Genomic DNA, 16,096 nt, shown 5'->3' on the forward strand with positions numbered 1-16,096 from the left:
AACATCGGCAGCGAAAGCATCCTCGAAGCCGCATCTTCGGCTACGGGAAACGGGCCGGCGGCTCTCGATCTGCCGGCGAACGCAGCTTGCCGGTGGAGCGGCATCGGATAGTGTATGCCGTAGCCGATGCCCGCTTCTCGCAACGCGGCTTCAACGTTTGTGCGATCGTCGACCAGCACCACCATTAGATGATAGACGTGGCGGCCATCTCCGCGCTCCGCCACAAGCTTGATGCCCGCGGCTCCGTCGAACAAGTCGCGATAGTGGGCCGCCGCGGCCCGACGCTCGTCGTTCCATGCCTTCAGGTGCGCGAGCTTCACGCGCAGCACGGCTGCGTGCAGCGTATCGAGAACGCTGTTCTCGCCCAGCATGTCGTGGCGGTAGCGGCTCGTCTTCTCTTGCCCGAGCCATCGCTTCGCGCGTACGATGCGCGCAAGCTCCGGATCGTTCGTCAACAGTGCTCCGCCATCGCCAAGCGCGCCGATATTCTTCGTGGGATAAAAGCTGAAGCATCCGGCGTCGCCAAACGTGCCGGCATTCTTGCCGCGATACTCGGCGCCGTGTGCTTGCGCTGCATCTTCGACGACGAAGAGCCCGCGCTCGCGGGCGAAGAGCATTATGGGATCCATTTCGACCACCTGGCCGAAAAGATGCACCGGCATGACCGCCTTGGTGCGCGCGGTTGTGGCGCCGGCCACGGCAGCGATGCTGAGCAATAGTGTATCTGGATCGACGTCGACGAACACCGGCGTGGCATTGTTCGCGGTGACGGCGAATGCGGTTGCGGCGAACGTGTTGACGGGGACGATCACCTCGTCGCCCGGACCAACGCCGAGCGCTTCGAGCGCGAGCTTCAATGCGGCGGTGCCGCTGGACGTCCCAACACAATGCGCGCTATCGATATAGCGCGCGAACTCTCGCTCGAACTCCTCGAGATCGCGCCCTTGGGCAAATCCGCAATCTTCGAGGACCCGCGCGATGGCGTTTTGCAGATCGGGCGCGATTCGCGCGTGTTGGCGCTTGAGATCGACGAATGGAACCATCAAGGACCGCCTTCGGCGCACGTGCGGGCTCGCGCCTTCATCGTGGCGCCGTCACGCCAATACAGGTTTGAGCCGGCGTTCTACGGCAGCCGCGCGTGCGCACACGATGTCCGTGAACGATTTCGGCCGTGCGTGTTCGGCGAGAAGCTGCTCTTCTTTTGCCGGAGTCAGGGCGCCCTCGCGAGTCATCGTGAAGAACGAAAATCCCAGCGCCCGAAGTTGCGCGAGGAAGTTTTCCGGATCGCATCCGCTCAGCCGCATGCCGTGAGGCCAAAATTCGGTCACGAGTACGACATTCTCGTGGCTCCGAAGCGTATTCATCATCCCCTTGAGCGCGTGCGGCTCGAATCCCTGAATGTCCATTTTGATCAGGTCGACGCGATCCCATCCGGCAATGCTCTCATCGATGGCGATGACTCGAACGTCGACGGTGGTTCTGCCGGTGCCGGTGGAATACATACGATGGTCGCCCCGGTTTCGCGAGTCGGCACGGAATAGTTCCGCAGAACTCGATTTTTCGCCCGCGGCGGCTTCGATCACGGTTACGACGGCTTCGAGATTGTTGAGAGCCACGTTCATCCGGAGGACCGCGGCATTGTCGGGATCGGGCTCGACCGCGAGCACCCTTCCGGTGCTGCCGACGGCCATGCCGAACATGACCGCGTAGTAACCGATATGGCCGCCGATGTCGATGACGTGATCACCGGGCTCGATGATAGACCCGAGCAATGCGGTCTCGCGCGGCTCCCACGTACGTCGGAACAAAATATCGAAACTCACGATGTTGTCGCGTGTGTCGACGTAGAACGGGTGACCGTGCACGGTGGTGCGGACGACATTGCCACGCATGAGCCGCACCATCGAGAGCGGTACGGCTCTTACAATCTCTGCGATGTCGTCGAGCGCGAAGGTCATCGTATCGCGAGTTATCTAGTACGGACTGATGGTCCTTGCCGCACGCGGTTGCCTAGTATCTCGCCATCTGAAATGCGACTAGCGCTAGATTTGACTGAACGCGTATTCGGTCTCCATTAAACGCACAGGACCAGAATTGTTCAGCGATACGTACAGCGTTCGAATGAGGCCCGTCGAAGAACGAGTGTACCGCCACGATGTTCCGCTATATCGTGCGACCGGATTGTAGCTGTGACTCTCGCCTGCATAGGTCCAACCGCCTGCTTTCATTCGTGCGATCTGACCGCGGGCAAATGACGTCCACGAAGCGAGCGTGCCCGGTGCAGTTGAGGACCAGCGCGATATTGCGAAGTCGGTCAACTGCCACTGATTGGTCTCTCCGCGGTTTAGTGCGTCCGCGCACCTTCCGATGTAGAGTTCGGTATCCAACGATACTCCAGCCGCGGGCTGCACGACGTATTTATTCTGATACATCTGCGGCGTCGGCGCGGTTTGACCGGGTTGTATGGTCTGGGCGTAATACGAAAGGCCGGCAACGGTGATCGCGCCGCGATACGATGCCCGCTCGTTGAGAGTACCGCTCGGAGGGGCTGGGAAGGCGATCGAGAGAGTACCTGGGGTGGAAAGGAATTGATGGACCTTCTGTGCGGTGGCTTGGTCCGGGGCGAGCACGTTATACCGCACGAGCGGTTGTACGGTTGTCGGAGCGGCCATCGCCAACGTCTGAGGCGCGCTAAGCGCAGCTACCATGAGCACGAGTGAGAACATGTCAATAATCCCCCTTTTGGATGCTTAACGTTTCCGCGCCCGTCCCCGTTTCAAGATTCGGCTTGGAGGAGGGTGAACAACCCGTACTAGGGTGAGCAACGCTCACCCAATTGGGCAAGCGATGCTTGCCCTAGTACGAGGTCCGCGCACCGCGCGTTAATGGGGACGGGTGCGCTTTGAAAGCCGCATCGCCGGATATGCGCGCGGCAGATCGGGATGCATCTTTGCGAAGCGTGCACGCTGGAGATCTGCGAGCTCGCCCGGAGAAAGCCTCGTCGCCGTTTGCGCGGCGGGCAGGCGCGCAGACGTATTGCCAAATGGTTTTCCGACGATACGATAGTCGAACGCCACCGAGGATCGTCCGCCGCCGTTCTCGCGAACGATGAAGCCAGTGAGCGTCTTTTGCGTTGTATACAGACCGCGGCTATCGCCGTCCGGAGTGATGAAGACAAGATATGGCGACCGTTGATCCATCGTGTTGGCAAACGCGGGATCGATGCGGACCACGGCTTGACCGTTGACGAGCTGACCTTGTCCAAAGTCCTCGATGGTCGGTTCGGATTCTTGCGGGCCGTACGAGTCTACGGAACGGCCGGTTACTGTTTGCGTCCGTATGAGCGGCGAGCCGGACGTGGTCAATAATCCCTTGAGGATCATATTCCCGCCGGGATCGAGCGACATGATGTGACATCCGCAATTGGACGAATCGGTCACGACGATAGCGGGCGCACCTAGAAACTCGTTGACGACCAAAGCTGCTTGGCCGCCGGCAGACGCAAAGCCGTTGAATTCGCCGCCTTCACCGTTTGCCAAACCGAGAAACGCCTGTCCTGCGATGCCGCCGGTGACAACGTCAAGCGCGTCGCTTCCGGTTCCTGCGCTTGAGATGCGCAATGGATTCGCGCCATGAGCCGCGGTGAGAACCATGCTTCCGTTGCCGTCGATAGTCAGCACCGGTGCTGATTTCGCCGCGACTTGGACCTGCATGGCTGGGCCGCCGCCGACCGCATCGATCATGAAGACAGGAGCGGGCGTGTAGCCGACCGCCGGTGCGGTGTTGCTCCCAACTGCGGACAGCGCGATCCCGTTCTGCCCAAGAGTCTGGCCAAGCAATCCTGTGCAAGAACCGGAACTGCCGGTCGTGCAGGTGCCGATGGTTCCAATTCCGTTAGCGCCTTGTTCGCCGGCGACGCCGATCGCGTTGCCGTCAGTGCTTAATGATATTCCCAGCACTCCTGCGAATGGATAGTCGGCATGGGTGGAGCCGCCGACTCCGAAGTTGCTGCTGGAAGTTCCGTTCAGACCGATGTTGGTCGACGACGTTCCAGTAAGGCCATAGCCGCTGGACGAAACGCCCACAATGCCGCCGCCGCTGGTCGATTGGCCGAAAATACCCGCGCTCGAAACAGCTTGACCTGAGATCGCGATGCCGGTTCCGTTGTTTACCGCCTTTAGCACCGGTTGATTGCTGTTGCCTGTGAAGATGACGTTCGGCTGAACGCTCGATTGTCCGGCGAACGCTTTCGCGAAGGCAGGTGGAAGCGGTCCGGCCGCTAGCGATCCGCCGACGACGCCTATCGCGAGAAATACAAATGCTTTCGCGCGACCCGATTGAAGAATTTTCATTTGCGTTTCCTTTGATAGACGGAAAACTGCTGGCGCCTCAAATCGGCGACGGCTGCGGGTATACAGGTGTTCAGCAAGTGCATGGACGATGTCCCCTGCAAATCGGAGGTCAAATGGACCTAATCGAGCCCGTTGCGAATCCGTCACGTTCGTCGTTCGACGTCCGGCGTTTTGCCGGCGACGCTGGACTCGCGGTCGGCGGAGCGCTCATCGCAAACGCCTTCAACTACGTGTTCCACGCGATGTTGTCGCGATCGCTCGGACCGACCAACTATGGCACGCTCGCCGCGCTGATTTCGATCGCCGCGATCATGGGCGTGATCGGCAGCGCCATCAACGTCGTCGCGATGCGAGAAACCGCGCGGATGTGGGCGGCGCACGACGACGGTGCGATAGTCGGATTCGTCAGGCGCACAGCGTGGTATGCGACTGGCATCGGAGCGGCTGCCGCGGTTGCGCTGCTCGCCGGCGCGCCGTTGTTGGCTGGCTACCTGCACGTCGCACAACCGTTCGTGTGGCTGGCGTTTGCGCTGTATCTGTTGGTTGGAATAACGGCGAGCTACGCGCGCGGCGCCGCGCAGGGGGCGCATCGGTTCGGCCTATTCGCCGCGTCGCTGATCACCGAAGCCATCGTCAAGCTCGCAAGCGCTCTTGCGCTCGTCGCGCTCGGGTTTGCGGTGTTCGGAGCTATGGGTGGTCTGGCGATCGGCTCGGCAGCGGGTCTGGCTGTGGTGATGTTTGCGATGGCTCGCCGCAGGAACGTAGACAAGCCCGCAGTCGTGGGCGCGGCCGTCGCCACCGATCATCTGCGCTTGGGAAGCGAATCGCTCAAAGTCCTGGCGGTGTCCGCCGGCACGACCGCACTCGTGTTTTTGGATCCGATCTTCGCGAAGCATCACCTTGATGGGCAGACCGCGGGATTCTATGGAGCGGCGGGCACCCTTGCGCGCATCATCCCGTTTGCGGTCGGCTTGATCAGCCTTATCCTCATGCCCAAGAGTGCGGCGTTGCATCGAAGCAGCCGCGCGTCGCTAGAGCGCGTGCTGCAGGTAACATTCGGAGCCGGAATCGCGGGCAGCCTGTTCGGCTTGCTGTGCGCGTGGCTTGTGCCGGGCCTGCTCGTGCGCGTGATGTTCGGCGCGCAATTCGGTCCGGCCGCAACGATCCTTCCATTATATGCAGTCGACGCCTCGCTCATCGCGATATGCATCATGGGGACGAGCTATCTCGTGGCAGTCGGCGATTACGCGATTGGTTGGTACGTCTTCGCCGCCGTCGCCGCCGAAGCGGTACTGATGGCTGTATTCGGGCTGACGCCCTTCCGTCTCATCGGCATCGGCATAGCGGCAAATGCCTTGCTGCTACCGGCCATAGTCACGCACACGTGGCGTTCGGTAAAAGAAGCGCCGGTGGTCGACGCGTCGCCGAGTCTTTAGTAGGGCAACTGTACTAGGGCAAGCATCGCTTGCCCAAATGGGTGAGCGTTGCTCACCCTAGTACGGTATGCTCACCCTCCTACATACGAAGAAGGCCGATGATAAACATCGGCCCCGCAACAAAAAACTAGGGCAAGCGATGCTTGCCCTAGTACGGCCACAGAAAAATTAGGGCAAGCGATGCTTGCCCTAGTACGGTTTACCCTCTTGCGGTTTACCAGGCGCCTTCGCGGAAAAGCACGGCGGGAACGGTGCGCGCGAGTAACCAGAGGTCCACAAGCGGCGACCAGTTGCGGACGTACCACACATCCATGGCCATCCAACGACGGAACGGGACCGTGGCGCGGCCGCTCACTTGCCACAAGCCCGTGAGGCCCGGCAACACGTCGAAGCGCTCGAAATAAGGATACGCATAGTTGGCCACTTCGTTCGGAAGCGCCGGACGCGGACCGACAAGACTCATATCGCCCCGCAGCACATTCCAAAGCTGGGGCAGTTCGTCGAGGCTGGTGCGCCGCAGAAACGGGCCGAGACCGTGCAGTCGCGGATCGTTCGCGATCTTCAGCGCGGGGCCATCGCACTCGTTGAGATGGGCGACGTGATCGTGGAGGAGATGCGCTCCGTCCACCATCGTCCGAAACTTGTAGAACCGAAACGTCTTGCCGTTCTTACCGACACGCATCTGCGAGAAGACCACGCGGCCCGGTGACGTCATTTTCACCGCGACGGCGATGATTGCCAAAAGTGGTGAGAGTGCGACGAGCAATATTGCGCTGAGGACGACATCCGACGCGCGTTTGAAAAATGACCACGCCGCCGGAATACGCCGATGGACCAGCGTCGGTGCGGCGGCACGGCGCGGTGCTAAGGCCGGATGGCGAGCGAGTTCTGCAAGAGTGGCCGACGGCGCGCTCATACGATGAGCGGTTCCGTGGGTGCGACGAGGCCAAACGTTTCGATCACACGGTTGCCGACTTGACAAAATGAATCGAGCTCACCCAATTCGGTGCCTCGTATTCCCGGCCGGTAATCGATGAGCGGCGCGAACTCTCGAGTGTGATCGGTGCCGCGGGCCGTGGGGTCGCATCCGTGATCTGCAGTCACGAGCAATCTATCTCCGGGTCGTAGGCGATTCAATATCTCGGGCATCGCGAGGTCGAGGGCGACCAACGCTTTAGCATATCCATGGGGATCGCGCCGATGCCCATACTTCGAATCGAAATCGTTGAGATTGGTGAAACAAAAACCGCCGGCGTCACGGTCGAGCCACGCAAGGGTGCGCGCGATGCCCTCATTATTGTCCGCTGTTCGGCTCCCGGCCGCGATACCCTGGCAACAGTAGATGTCTTGGATCTTGCCAAGGCCGCATGTCGGAACGCCCGCGCGCTCGAGAACGTCGAGAACGCTTGGTCTTGGCGGCGCGACTGCATAGTCTCTCCGGCCTGCAGTTCGCACGAAATTACCTGACTCTCCGATGAACGGTCTTGCGATAACCCGGTTGACGCGATGCGGCGGCGCTAGTATTACGCGCGCCTTTTCGCACCACGACCACAGGGTTTCGAGTGGAACGACGTCTTCGTGGGCCGCGACTTGAAACACCGAATCGGCTGACGTATATAGTATCGGCCGGCCGGTGCTCATGTGCAGTGGTCCGAGCTCTTCGATGATCTCCGTTCCCGACGCCGCCTTGTTGCCCAGCACTTTCGCGCCGGCGATCGCCTCGAATTTCTCGACGATCTCCGCCGGAAATCCATTAGGATATGTTGGAAATGCGTGACGCACCACGATGCCCATCATCTCCCAGTGACCGGTTATTGTATCCTTCCCATTGCTGATCTCGCGCAAACGCCCCACGCCGGCCAATGGGTTGACCACGCGTGCGACACCCGGGATTTCGGCGATGCACCCGAGGCCGAGCCGTTCGAAATTTGCTAGTGCGAGACCGCCCGCCGATTGTGCGGCGTGGCCGATCGTGTTGGCGCCGGGTGCGTCACCAAAGTTCGCAAAGTCGGGCGCAGCGCCGACGCCGCCGGAATCGATCACGAGCACGATGGCTCGCGGGTGCGCCACCTACAACACGACCGTTATCGCGATTTCGCGCGTCGTGCTCTTTCCGTCGGTGCGGACTGCGGTGATGGTGAGCTTTGTGTCGCCGGGCGGGAGAGGAAGCGACGGCAATTTCATTTCCAAGTGGAATTTTCCGGGCGCGATCTTCGGCACGGCGACAGAAAACGCGCTCACCCGCGCGGTGACCGACGCAGCGTTGCTCGATGTGACGACGTCACCGGTGACCTTGTCGCCTGGGTGGACGATGTTCGAGGATAGCAGAACCGAAACGATCCGTACGGGGTCTGTGTCCGATGCGTACGGCACACCCTTCGGTAGGGGCGTTGCCACGCTCGTCACGCCGCGAGCGGGGACGCCGCGAACAATCGGGATAGTCACCTTTCGCGGCTCGGCTCCGGCGGCAGTCGCCGGACTCGTCACGCCGCTAGCGGGGACGTTGCGAATCTTCGGGATAATCACGCTTCGCAACTCGGCTCCGGCGGCTCTCGCCGCCTCCGACGCCCCGCTCTGCGGCGCGACGCGTCCAGTCGATGCCACCGTCGAAGGCTCGCTCACCGGCGTACTGACTGCGGCCGCAACGGGATGGCTTTGCGATGCGCCGCAGCTCGTTAGGACGATCGTCGCTCCAAGAAGCATCGCGCGCATCTTCATCTATATCACCGTTCGCGCCGAGCGGAGGCCGTTCCGTCCTAGCAAGCATCGGAGGGCGTCGGCCGTTGCTCGCGAATATCGCTCGTCCTAGTAATAGGCCGGGTCGAGCGCGACCCGGCCACTGCCCGTTTGGAGCGCGATTGAAACACCTCGGCGACCGGCTGCTGCACACGTTTACAAGCCACAGCGATGCGATTGCGCGCGCGGTCAAAGCGGCGCGTTCGCATCAGGCGATCGACATTGCGGAAACCGCGTCATCTGCGCGGCCTTTTGTGGTCGCGGCGCTGTGGCACGAGATCGGCGGTCAGATCATCGTGTGGAGCGGTGCGCAAGAATCTGCCGATCGCTTCGCGACCGATTGCTCCTACTATCTCGAATCGCGCGGCGCACCAGTGCTCACGTTGGCGCCGCGAGACGTCGCGCCTGGAGCGCCGCAAAATCCGACCACGCAGAGCGCTCGAATCGAGACGCTCGCCGCGCTCGCGGCGCGCCGCGCGGGCATCTTTTGCATCGCCCACGATGCGATGCGTGATCCGGTACTCGCCGCGCTTGAGTTCAAGTCGCGAACGCGATCGTACAAGGCGGGCGGATCGTACGATTGGGAGACCCTGCTCGCCGATCTCGTCGCGTTCGGCTACGAGCGCGTCGAAACGGTCGGCGCGGCCGGCGAATTTGCCGTGCGCGGCGGCATCGTCGACGTGTTTCCCGCCCTGGCCGACCTGCCGTTGCGTCTCGAATTTTTCGGCGATGCGCTTGAGACAATTCGAAGCTTCACGCTCGCCGACCAGCGATCGGTTGGAGATGTCGAAGAACTGACGGTTTCGCCGTGGTCGGATGCAGCGGAAGATGCGCTGGGCTGCGTGCTCGACTATGCGCCCGATGCAGTCGTCGTGATCGACGGAGCCGACGAGATCTTAGCCTTCGACCAAACGGGCGGCGCGCAAGCGAAGAGCGACACGCTCCTCGTTGCGGACGAAGCCGACGACATCGACGCTGAACCAGCCCGCGCAGAGCCGAAACGTCAGTCCGTGATCGAAATGTCCGAACTCGTCGCGCGCACGCAAGCCCGCGCGCTGTTCACGTTCACGCCGGGCGTACAAGGTTCCAGACTCGCGCGCGAAGCTGATCTCACGGTGGCAGTGCAGGCCGAGCCGGCGCCTGCGTACGGGCGCAGCGTCGAACGATTCATCGAGGACGTGAAGAAACGCGCCGCTTTAGGCCAGACGATCGCGATCGTCTCGGTCGGCCATCGACGCATCCGCGAGATGTTGGACGAAGCCGATATCGCTGTGGGCGCTGTCTGGCGTGAGACAGGGCCAAGTTCTCAGGTGCTCGTCACCGACGGCGCGCTCGACGCCGGATTTCAAATGGAGCGCCTCGGACTTGTCGTGCTCGGAGACGCCGAACTTTTCGCTCATGCCGCGCGCCGCCACAAACTAAAAGCCGCCAAAGAAGGCGTGCCGATATCCGAAAGCGATCTGCGCACGGGCGAATTCTTCGTCCACGCAAACCACGGCATCGGTCAGTATCTCGGTCTCGAACGCCTCACGGTCAACGATGTCGAGCGCGACTTCATGCTGCTCAAGTATCTTGGCGAAGACCGGCTCTACGTGCCCATCGACCAAATGCATTTGGTGCGCAAATACGTCGCATCCGACGGCGCGACCCCACGCCTGTCGAAGATGGGCGGCGGCGATTGGGCGCGCACGCGCTCCAGAGTGCGAGAAGCAGTCGACAGCATCGCCGAAGGTCTGGTCCGACTTTACGCCGAGCGCGAAATCGCGCCGGGGCATCCGTTCGCGCTGGACACGCCGTGGCAGGCCGAACTCGAAGAATCGTTTCCGTACGACGAGACCGTGGATCAGCAAGCGGCAATCCTCGCGGTCAAGTCCGACATGGAGCGTCCCCACCCAATGGATCGCTTGGTGTGCGGCGACGTGGGCTACGGCAAGACGGAAGTCGCGATCCGCGCCGCATTCAAAGCGATTATGGATCGCAAACAAGTGGCCATTCTCGTACCCACCACCGTCCTAGCGGCGCAGCACTACCGCACATTCACTGAACGGCTCGCCGCGTTCCCGGTGAAGATCGGTCTGCTGTCGCGCTTTCGAACTAAGCAAGAGCAGAAGGAAACGCTGCTCGGTCTGCTCGACGGCAGCGTCGATCTCGTGGTCGGAACACATCGCTTGCTGCAAAAGGACGTCGGATTCGCGCGGCTCGGACTGGTGGTCGTCGACGAAGAGCAGCGCTTCGGCGTCATGCACAAAGAACGCCTTAAAGAAATGCGCCGCTCGGTGGACGTGCTCACGCTCTCTGCGACGCCCATCCCGCGCACGCTGCACATGTCCATGATGGGCGTACGCGATCTCTCGCTCATCCAAACCGCGCCGGTCAATCGCGTGGCCATCAAGACGGTCGTGACGCCGTCGAGCGATGCGGTGGTGGGCCAAGCACTGCGCCGGGAACTCGACCGCGGCGGGCAAGTCTACTTCGTGCATAACCGCATCGAGACGATCTACGGCGTCGCGGCCGCGCTGCAGGGGCTCGCGCCGAGGGCGCGCATCGTCATCGGCCACGGACAGATGAAGGAAGGCGAACTCGAAGATGTGATGGTCGGATTTGTCGACGGCGAATTCGACATCTTGGTTTCGACGACCATCATCGAAAACGGGCTCGACATTCCGAACGTCAACACGATCGTCGTGAACAACGCCGACCGCTTCGGATTGGCGCAGCTGTACCAATTGCGCGGGCGTGTCGGCCGCAGCGCGCACCAAGCCTACGCGTACTTCTTACATCAGCCGCACCGCAAACTTTCCGAAGAGGCGCAGTCGCGGTTGGATGCCATCCGCGAATTCTCGCACCTCGGCTCGGGCTTGCAGTTGGCCATGCGCGATCTCGAGATCCGCGGCGCCGGCAATCTCTTGGGACCGCGTCAATCCGGATTCATCGCGGCAGTAGGCTTTGAGACCTATTGCCAGATCCTTCAGGAAGCAATCGAACAGAGGCGCGGTCTTCCGCAAATCGAAAGCGCGCCGCCGCCGGTGCTCGACCTTCGCGTGAGCGCGTATCTCCCTTCGGACTACGTGAAGGGTGCTGGCCAGAAGATTGCGCTGTACCAGCGGCTCGCGGCCGCTCAATCGACGGCTGAAATCGACGCGCTCGGTGACGAATTGCGGGACCGTTTCGGACGCCCGCCCGACACCGTCGAAGCGCTTCTAGAGCTCTCGCGTGTGCGTGTACTCGCACAAGCCAAAGGAGTCGAAAAACTGTCACTCGAACAGCGACGATTGACGCTCGAAATTGGTAGAAGGTTTTCGCTGTCCGAACAGGCGCTTCCAGCGCTCACCGCCTTAACCCGGGGAAACTTTCGTTTCACGCAGAGCGCGATTGTCATTCACCTGCCGCCTACAACGCAGGCGCGCAACGGCACGCTCGGTGCCGTCCGCGAGGTCCTGACCGCCCTTTGACGGCGACACTGCGGCACTCTACTAGGAGGTAGTTAATGAATCCCAAGTTCGCGATGGTAGTGGCCCTCGCTGCGGGCGTGGTCGCCACCGCGGGCTGCGCCGCCAGCAAACCGGTCATCACGGTCAACGGCTCGGCCATCTCAAAGAGCGATTTCGACAACAAGCTGGAGAACAACACGCGCGCAAGCGACCCGGTGCTCCAGCAAATGGTCGACAAGATGCTCATCGACCAATACGCTTCAGCGAATAAGATCGAGGCCAAAGACGCCGACATCGATGCCCAGATGACGAAGATCGAAGCGAACTTCCCCGCCGGCCAATTCGAAATGGTCCTCAAGCAACAGGGTCTGAGCCTGCAAGATGCGCGCGACATCGTGCGTGAGCAAGTGCTCCTCAAGAATGCCGTCGATAAAGATATCAAGGTCAGCCAACCCCAAATCGACGCCTACCTGAAGACCAACAAGATCGACATGGGCTCGCCGTCGCAAGTCCGCGTCCGCCACATCCTCGTCAAGACCCAGGCCGAAGCGCTCAAAGTCGAGCAATTGTTGAAGAGCGGTCAGGACTTCGCCACTCTCGCGAAACAATATTCAGTCGATCCGTCCAGCAAAGACAAGGGCGGCGAGTTGCCGGTGTTCGGACCTGGTCAAATGGTCGCGCCGTTCCAGGCAGCCGCGTTCAAGCTCAAGGTCGGCCAGATAAGCCCGCCGGTTCAGTCACCGTTCGGCTGGCACATCATCCAGTCGGAGCAAATCATCCCCAATTCCATGGCCACTGTCGTCGCGGCCATCCAGTCGCAACAGGAACCGAACGCCACGACCGCGCTGATCCAGCAACTGCGCACGCAAGCGAAGATCGACTATAACGATCCGCGTTTCGCAAACCTGTTCCCGTCACCGGCGCCCATGCCGCCCACCGGCGGCGCACCGGGTCCGCAGCCCACTCACTAGTCGTAGAGGCCGACCTCCTCGTTGTACTAGGGCAAGCATCGCTTGCCCATTTTTTTCCCGTTGCAGTGGGAGGGCAAGCTCGTACTAGGGCAAGCATCGCTTGCCCCGTTTTCTTATAGGGGCCGACTTTTATGGTCGGTCCCGCTTGCCCAAATGGGTGAGCGCTGCTCACCATAGTACGGGGCAACTGTACTAGGGCAAGCATCGCTTGCCCAAATGGGTGAGCGCTGCTCACCATAGTACGGGGCAACTGTACTAGGGCAAGCATCGCTTGCCCAAATGGGTGAGCGCTGCTCACCCTAGTACGAGATGCTCACCCTAGTACGAGATGCTCACCCTACTACGGAACGTCTTGTCGGCAAAGGGCCGCCGCCGCCAGTCTGCCAACCTCTTGTGCAATGCCCACGTTGACCATTGTCGGCCTCGGCCCCAGCGATGCGTCGCTGCTCACGTTGGGCGCGCTCGAGCGGCTAGAGCGCGCTCCGCGCGTCGCGTTGTGCAACATCGCGCCAACGCTCGAACAGCATCTACGCGATCGCGGCGTGAAGATCCAAGGCGTGCCGTTTCACGCGCCGTCGCTTCTGCGCGGCGTGCCGGAAGCCGTAGAAGCCGCCGCCGAATTCGCCGCGGAAGGCGACGCGGTGTTGGGCGTGCCCGGCCATCCGATGATCGACGTTCCCGGTCTGCCGCACTTGTTGCGCGCGCTCGAGCTGCGTGGGGTCGACGTGCAGCTCGTGCCCGGCGTGCCGCGCTCCGCACTTTCGGCCGCGGCAAGCTCGCCGCTGTTGGCGCTGCCGGCGGTGGCGCTTCATCATTCGTGGGAAGAACTCGTCGAGATCATGGCGCGGCTGCGCACGTGTTGTCCGTGGGATATGGAGCAGACGCACGAATCGCTTCTGCCGTATCTCGTCGAAGAAGCGCACGAGGTCGTTGAAGCCGTCGACGAGCGCAACCCGAAGAAGCTGTGCGAAGAGCTGGGCGACCTTCTGCTTCAGATCGTCTTCCATTCGCAGATCGCTGCGGAGCGAGGCCAGTTCGCCGTGGCCGATGTCATCGACGCGCTCGCGAACAAGATGATCCGGCGCCACCCGGGCGTCTTCGGCGATGCGCGCATCTCCAGCACGCAAGAACAGATGGCGTCGTGGGAATTGCTCAAGACGCAAGAGGCGTTGATCAAACATCGCGAGTCGCTGCTCGACGGCATTCCGAAGAGCCTGCCGTCGCTGCTCGGGTCGCAACGGTTGCAAGAAAAGGCGTCCACGATCGGATTCGATTGGCCGAAGGCCGACGCCGTCCTCGAAAAGCTCCGCGAAGAATTGGACGAGCTGAACGAAGCGATCGCCGGCGGCGCGCGCGACCGCGTGCGCGACGAACTCGGCGACGTGATCTTCACCGTCGTGAACCTTGCGCGGCGCCTCGGCGTGGATGCCGAAGCGGCGTTGCGCGGCGCGAACGTCCGGTTCCGCGAGCGCTTCGCTTCGATGGAACGATTCGCGGGCGGAGGCGCAACCGCACTTGCCGGGCGCAGCCTAGACGATCTCGACGCGCTCTGGCAGCGCGCCAAAGACCATGAGGCTGGACAAGTTTCTTAAGGTGTCGCGCTTAGCCAAGCGCCGCACCGCCGCCAAAGAAGCGCTCGACGCAGGCCGTATCGAGTGCGGCGGGCGTCCGGTGAAGCCGGCCCACCACGTCAAACCCGGCGATGAGCTGCTCATCCACTATGCATCGCGCGACGTGCTCGTGCGTGTCCTCGCCGTGCCGGAGAAACCCGGCGCGCGCGTCAAGCCCGCGGATCTCTACACGTTGCTATCGGACGTCCGATCGTCGTGACGGCTCGCGCGCTTACCGCGAATGTGAGCGGGCCGCTGACCATCGGCATGTTCTCCGACTCGTATCTACCGGAGAAAAACGGACTCGTCACGTCGGTGGTGGGCGCCGCGCATGCGCTACGGCGCCGCGGTCACCGGGTCATCGTGGTGGCTCCCGCGCACAAGGACGCGCCCGACGACGATCCGGACGTCTTCCGCTTTCGCTCCACGTCGTTTCCGTTTTATCCGCAGCTTCGCATGGCGTTCCCGTTGCCCGCAAGTCTGCTCACGTCGCTGCCGCGCATGCCCTTTGACATAATCCACAGCCACTCGTTTTTCTTCGTCGGCTGCTTGGGCGCATATCTCGCGCAGCGCCGGCAGACGCCGCTCGTGTTCACCTATCACACGCTCTTCACGCAGTACACCCACTACCTGCCGTTGCAGCGCGATTTCGCGAAGTCGCGTTTTATCTGGCTGTCGCGCGAATTCTCCAATCGCTGCGATCGCATCATCGTGCCCACGCATTTCACGGCGGCGGAGCTCAACGGCTACGGCGTCAACAAGCCGATCGACGTCCTGCCGACCGGCGTTGACCTCAGAATATTCAAAGGCGGCTCCGTCGCGCCGGAAACGCATCGCGCGCGCTGCGGCGGCGAGATCGCGCTCTTCGCAGGCCGGTTGGGCAAGGAGAAAAATCTCGACCTCGTGCTGGACGCGTTTGCACAGACGGCGGTGCGGCTGCCACGTGCCCGGCTCATCATCGCCGGCGAGGGACCGCATGAGAATGAATTGCGCAAGCACGCCGCTGCGCTCGAATGCGCCGATCGGATCGAATTCACCGGCGCCTTGGAGAAGGCCGACCTCGGATCGTGGTATCGAGCCGCCGACGCGTTCGTGTTCGCGTCGACCACCGAGACGCAAGGGCTAGTCCTGGTCGAAGCGATGGCGCACGGTGTGCCCGTCGTCGCGGTCGACTGCCCGGTATCGCGCGAAGTCGGCGGCGGCGTTGCAGTCGAGCTGGTCGACGAATCGGTCAATGGACTCTCAGACGCGCTTTACGTAGCGCTCACCCGCACCGGCGACGAGCGCGATGCTCGAGTCGCCGCCGCGCACGCCGCGGCAACGCCGTATGCCGTGGATTCACTGTGCGAACGTCTGGAATCGCTGTACTTCAGCGCGCTCGCGTAGGGTATCCGTACTAAGGCGACTGTACTAGGGCAAGCATCGCTTGCCCCGTTCTTATGTAGGAGGGCAAGCATCGCTTGCCCCGTTCCATTGATGACATCTTCGCCGTCCGCTGAACGTGCGAAACGCGAACGTCGCGCGCGTGCTTGCAGACGAGCCGCAGGTAATCGAATCCGT

Annotated in this window: 13 protein-coding genes; 6 read left to right on the plus strand and 7 right to left on the minus strand. The window is 62.0% G+C overall.

The window, feature by feature from the left end; genetic code table 11:
* The 4 genes from VII69_09580 to VII69_09595 form a co-directional block, all read right to left on the minus strand.
* Positions 1–1,043, minus strand: a 1,043-nt coding sequence (locus VII69_09580; protein HEY5095353.1) for a DegT/DnrJ/EryC1/StrS family aminotransferase, incomplete at its 3' end; no start/stop codon positions are given.
* A 51-nt stretch (positions 1,044–1,094) separates the two neighbouring features.
* Positions 1,095–1,958 carry an FkbM family methyltransferase gene (locus VII69_09585; protein HEY5095354.1) on the minus strand — a complete coding sequence of 288 codons (864 nt, stop codon included), beginning with the start codon at positions 1,956–1,958 and terminating at the stop codon, positions 1,095–1,097.
* Between the two features lie 84 nt (positions 1,959–2,042).
* Positions 2,043–2,726 carry a hypothetical protein gene (locus VII69_09590; protein HEY5095355.1) on the minus strand — a complete coding sequence of 228 codons (684 nt, stop codon included), beginning with the start codon at positions 2,724–2,726 and terminating at the stop codon, positions 2,043–2,045.
* Between the two features lie 156 nt (positions 2,727–2,882).
* Positions 2,883–4,352 carry a hypothetical protein gene (locus tag VII69_09595; protein ID HEY5095356.1) on the minus strand — a complete coding sequence of 490 codons (1,470 nt, stop codon included), beginning with the start codon at positions 4,350–4,352 and terminating at the stop codon, positions 2,883–2,885.
* A 113-nt stretch (positions 4,353–4,465) separates the two neighbouring features.
* Here VII69_09595 and VII69_09600 point away from each other — a divergent pair, with 113 nt between their 5' ends.
* Positions 4,466–5,788 carry an oligosaccharide flippase family protein gene (locus tag VII69_09600; GenBank protein ID HEY5095357.1) on the plus strand — a complete coding sequence of 441 codons (1,323 nt, stop codon included), beginning with the start codon at positions 4,466–4,468 and terminating at the stop codon, positions 5,786–5,788.
* A gap of 214 nt (positions 5,789–6,002) precedes the next feature.
* Here the strand turns inward: VII69_09600 and VII69_09605 are convergent, their stop codons facing one another.
* The 3 genes from VII69_09605 to VII69_09615 are packed head-to-tail and all read right to left on the minus strand — an operon-like array spanning position 6,003 to position 8,506.
* Positions 6,003–6,704 (minus strand): sugar transferase, encoded by a 702-nt coding sequence (locus VII69_09605; protein ID HEY5095358.1) that lies wholly within the window; start codon positions 6,702–6,704, stop codon positions 6,003–6,005.
* The gene (locus VII69_09610) at positions 6,701–7,858 is read right to left on the minus strand and encodes a phosphopentomutase (protein ID HEY5095359.1); all 1,158 of its coding nucleotides are present in this window, start codon (positions 7,856–7,858) and stop codon (positions 6,701–6,703) included. Before VII69_09610 ends, VII69_09605 begins: the two co-directional genes overlap by 4 nt.
* Positions 7,859–8,506, minus strand: a complete 648-nt coding sequence (locus tag VII69_09615) for a hypothetical protein (GenBank protein HEY5095360.1) — start codon at positions 8,504–8,506, stop codon at positions 7,859–7,861.
* A 140-nt stretch (positions 8,507–8,646) separates the two neighbouring features.
* Here VII69_09615 and mfd point away from each other — a divergent pair, with 140 nt between their 5' ends.
* From mfd to VII69_09640, 5 genes are all read left to right on the plus strand, one after another.
* Positions 8,647–11,976 carry a transcription-repair coupling factor gene (mfd, locus tag VII69_09620; GenBank protein ID HEY5095361.1) on the plus strand — a complete coding sequence of 1,110 codons (3,330 nt, stop codon included), beginning with the start codon at positions 8,647–8,649 and terminating at the stop codon, positions 11,974–11,976.
* A gap of 35 nt (positions 11,977–12,011) precedes the next feature.
* Positions 12,012–12,926, plus strand: a complete 915-nt coding sequence (locus tag VII69_09625; GenBank protein HEY5095362.1) for a peptidylprolyl isomerase — start codon at positions 12,012–12,014, stop codon at positions 12,924–12,926.
* Positions 12,927–13,324: 398 nt separating this feature from the next.
* Complete coding sequence (gene mazG, locus VII69_09630; protein HEY5095363.1) at positions 13,325–14,518, plus strand: nucleoside triphosphate pyrophosphohydrolase; 1,194 nt, start codon at positions 13,325–13,327, stop codon at positions 14,516–14,518.
* Complete coding sequence (locus VII69_09635; GenBank protein ID HEY5095364.1) at positions 14,496–14,756, plus strand: RNA-binding S4 domain-containing protein; 261 nt, start codon at positions 14,496–14,498, stop codon at positions 14,754–14,756. Before mazG ends, VII69_09635 begins: the two co-directional genes overlap by 23 nt.
* Positions 14,753–15,922, plus strand: a complete 1,170-nt coding sequence (locus VII69_09640) for a glycosyltransferase (GenBank protein HEY5095365.1) — start codon at positions 14,753–14,755, stop codon at positions 15,920–15,922. Before VII69_09635 ends, VII69_09640 begins: the two co-directional genes overlap by 4 nt.
* Positions 15,923–16,096: the final 174 nt, after the last annotated feature.

The sequence above is a fragment of the Candidatus Eremiobacteraceae bacterium genome, assembly GCA_036511855.1.
GTDB lineage: Bacteria > Vulcanimicrobiota > Vulcanimicrobiia > Eremiobacterales > Eremiobacteraceae > JABCYQ01.

Coding starts and splice junctions, on each gene's coding strand:
- VII69_09585 (HEY5095354.1), bottom strand. CDS start 1,958: ATGACCTTCGCGCTCGACGACATCGCAGAGATTGTAAGAGCCGTACCG.
- VII69_09590 (HEY5095355.1), bottom strand. CDS start 2,726: ATGTTCTCACTCGTGCTCATGGTAGCTGCGCTTAGCGCGCCTCAGACG.
- VII69_09595 (HEY5095356.1), bottom strand. CDS start 4,352: ATGAAAATTCTTCAATCGGGTCGCGCGAAAGCATTTGTATTTCTCGCG.
- VII69_09600 (HEY5095357.1), top strand. CDS start 4,466: ATGGACCTAATCGAGCCCGTTGCGAATCCGTCACGTTCGTCGTTCGAC.
- VII69_09605 (HEY5095358.1), bottom strand. CDS start 6,704: ATGAGCGCGCCGTCGGCCACTCTTGCAGAACTCGCTCGCCATCCGGCC.
- VII69_09615 (HEY5095360.1), bottom strand. CDS start 8,506: ATGAAGATGCGCGCGATGCTTCTTGGAGCGACGATCGTCCTAACGAGC.
- VII69_09625 (HEY5095362.1), top strand. CDS start 12,012: ATGAATCCCAAGTTCGCGATGGTAGTGGCCCTCGCTGCGGGCGTGGTC.
- mazG (HEY5095363.1), top strand. CDS start 13,325: ATGCCCACGTTGACCATTGTCGGCCTCGGCCCCAGCGATGCGTCGCTG.
- VII69_09635 (HEY5095364.1), top strand. CDS start 14,496: ATGAGGCTGGACAAGTTTCTTAAGGTGTCGCGCTTAGCCAAGCGCCGC.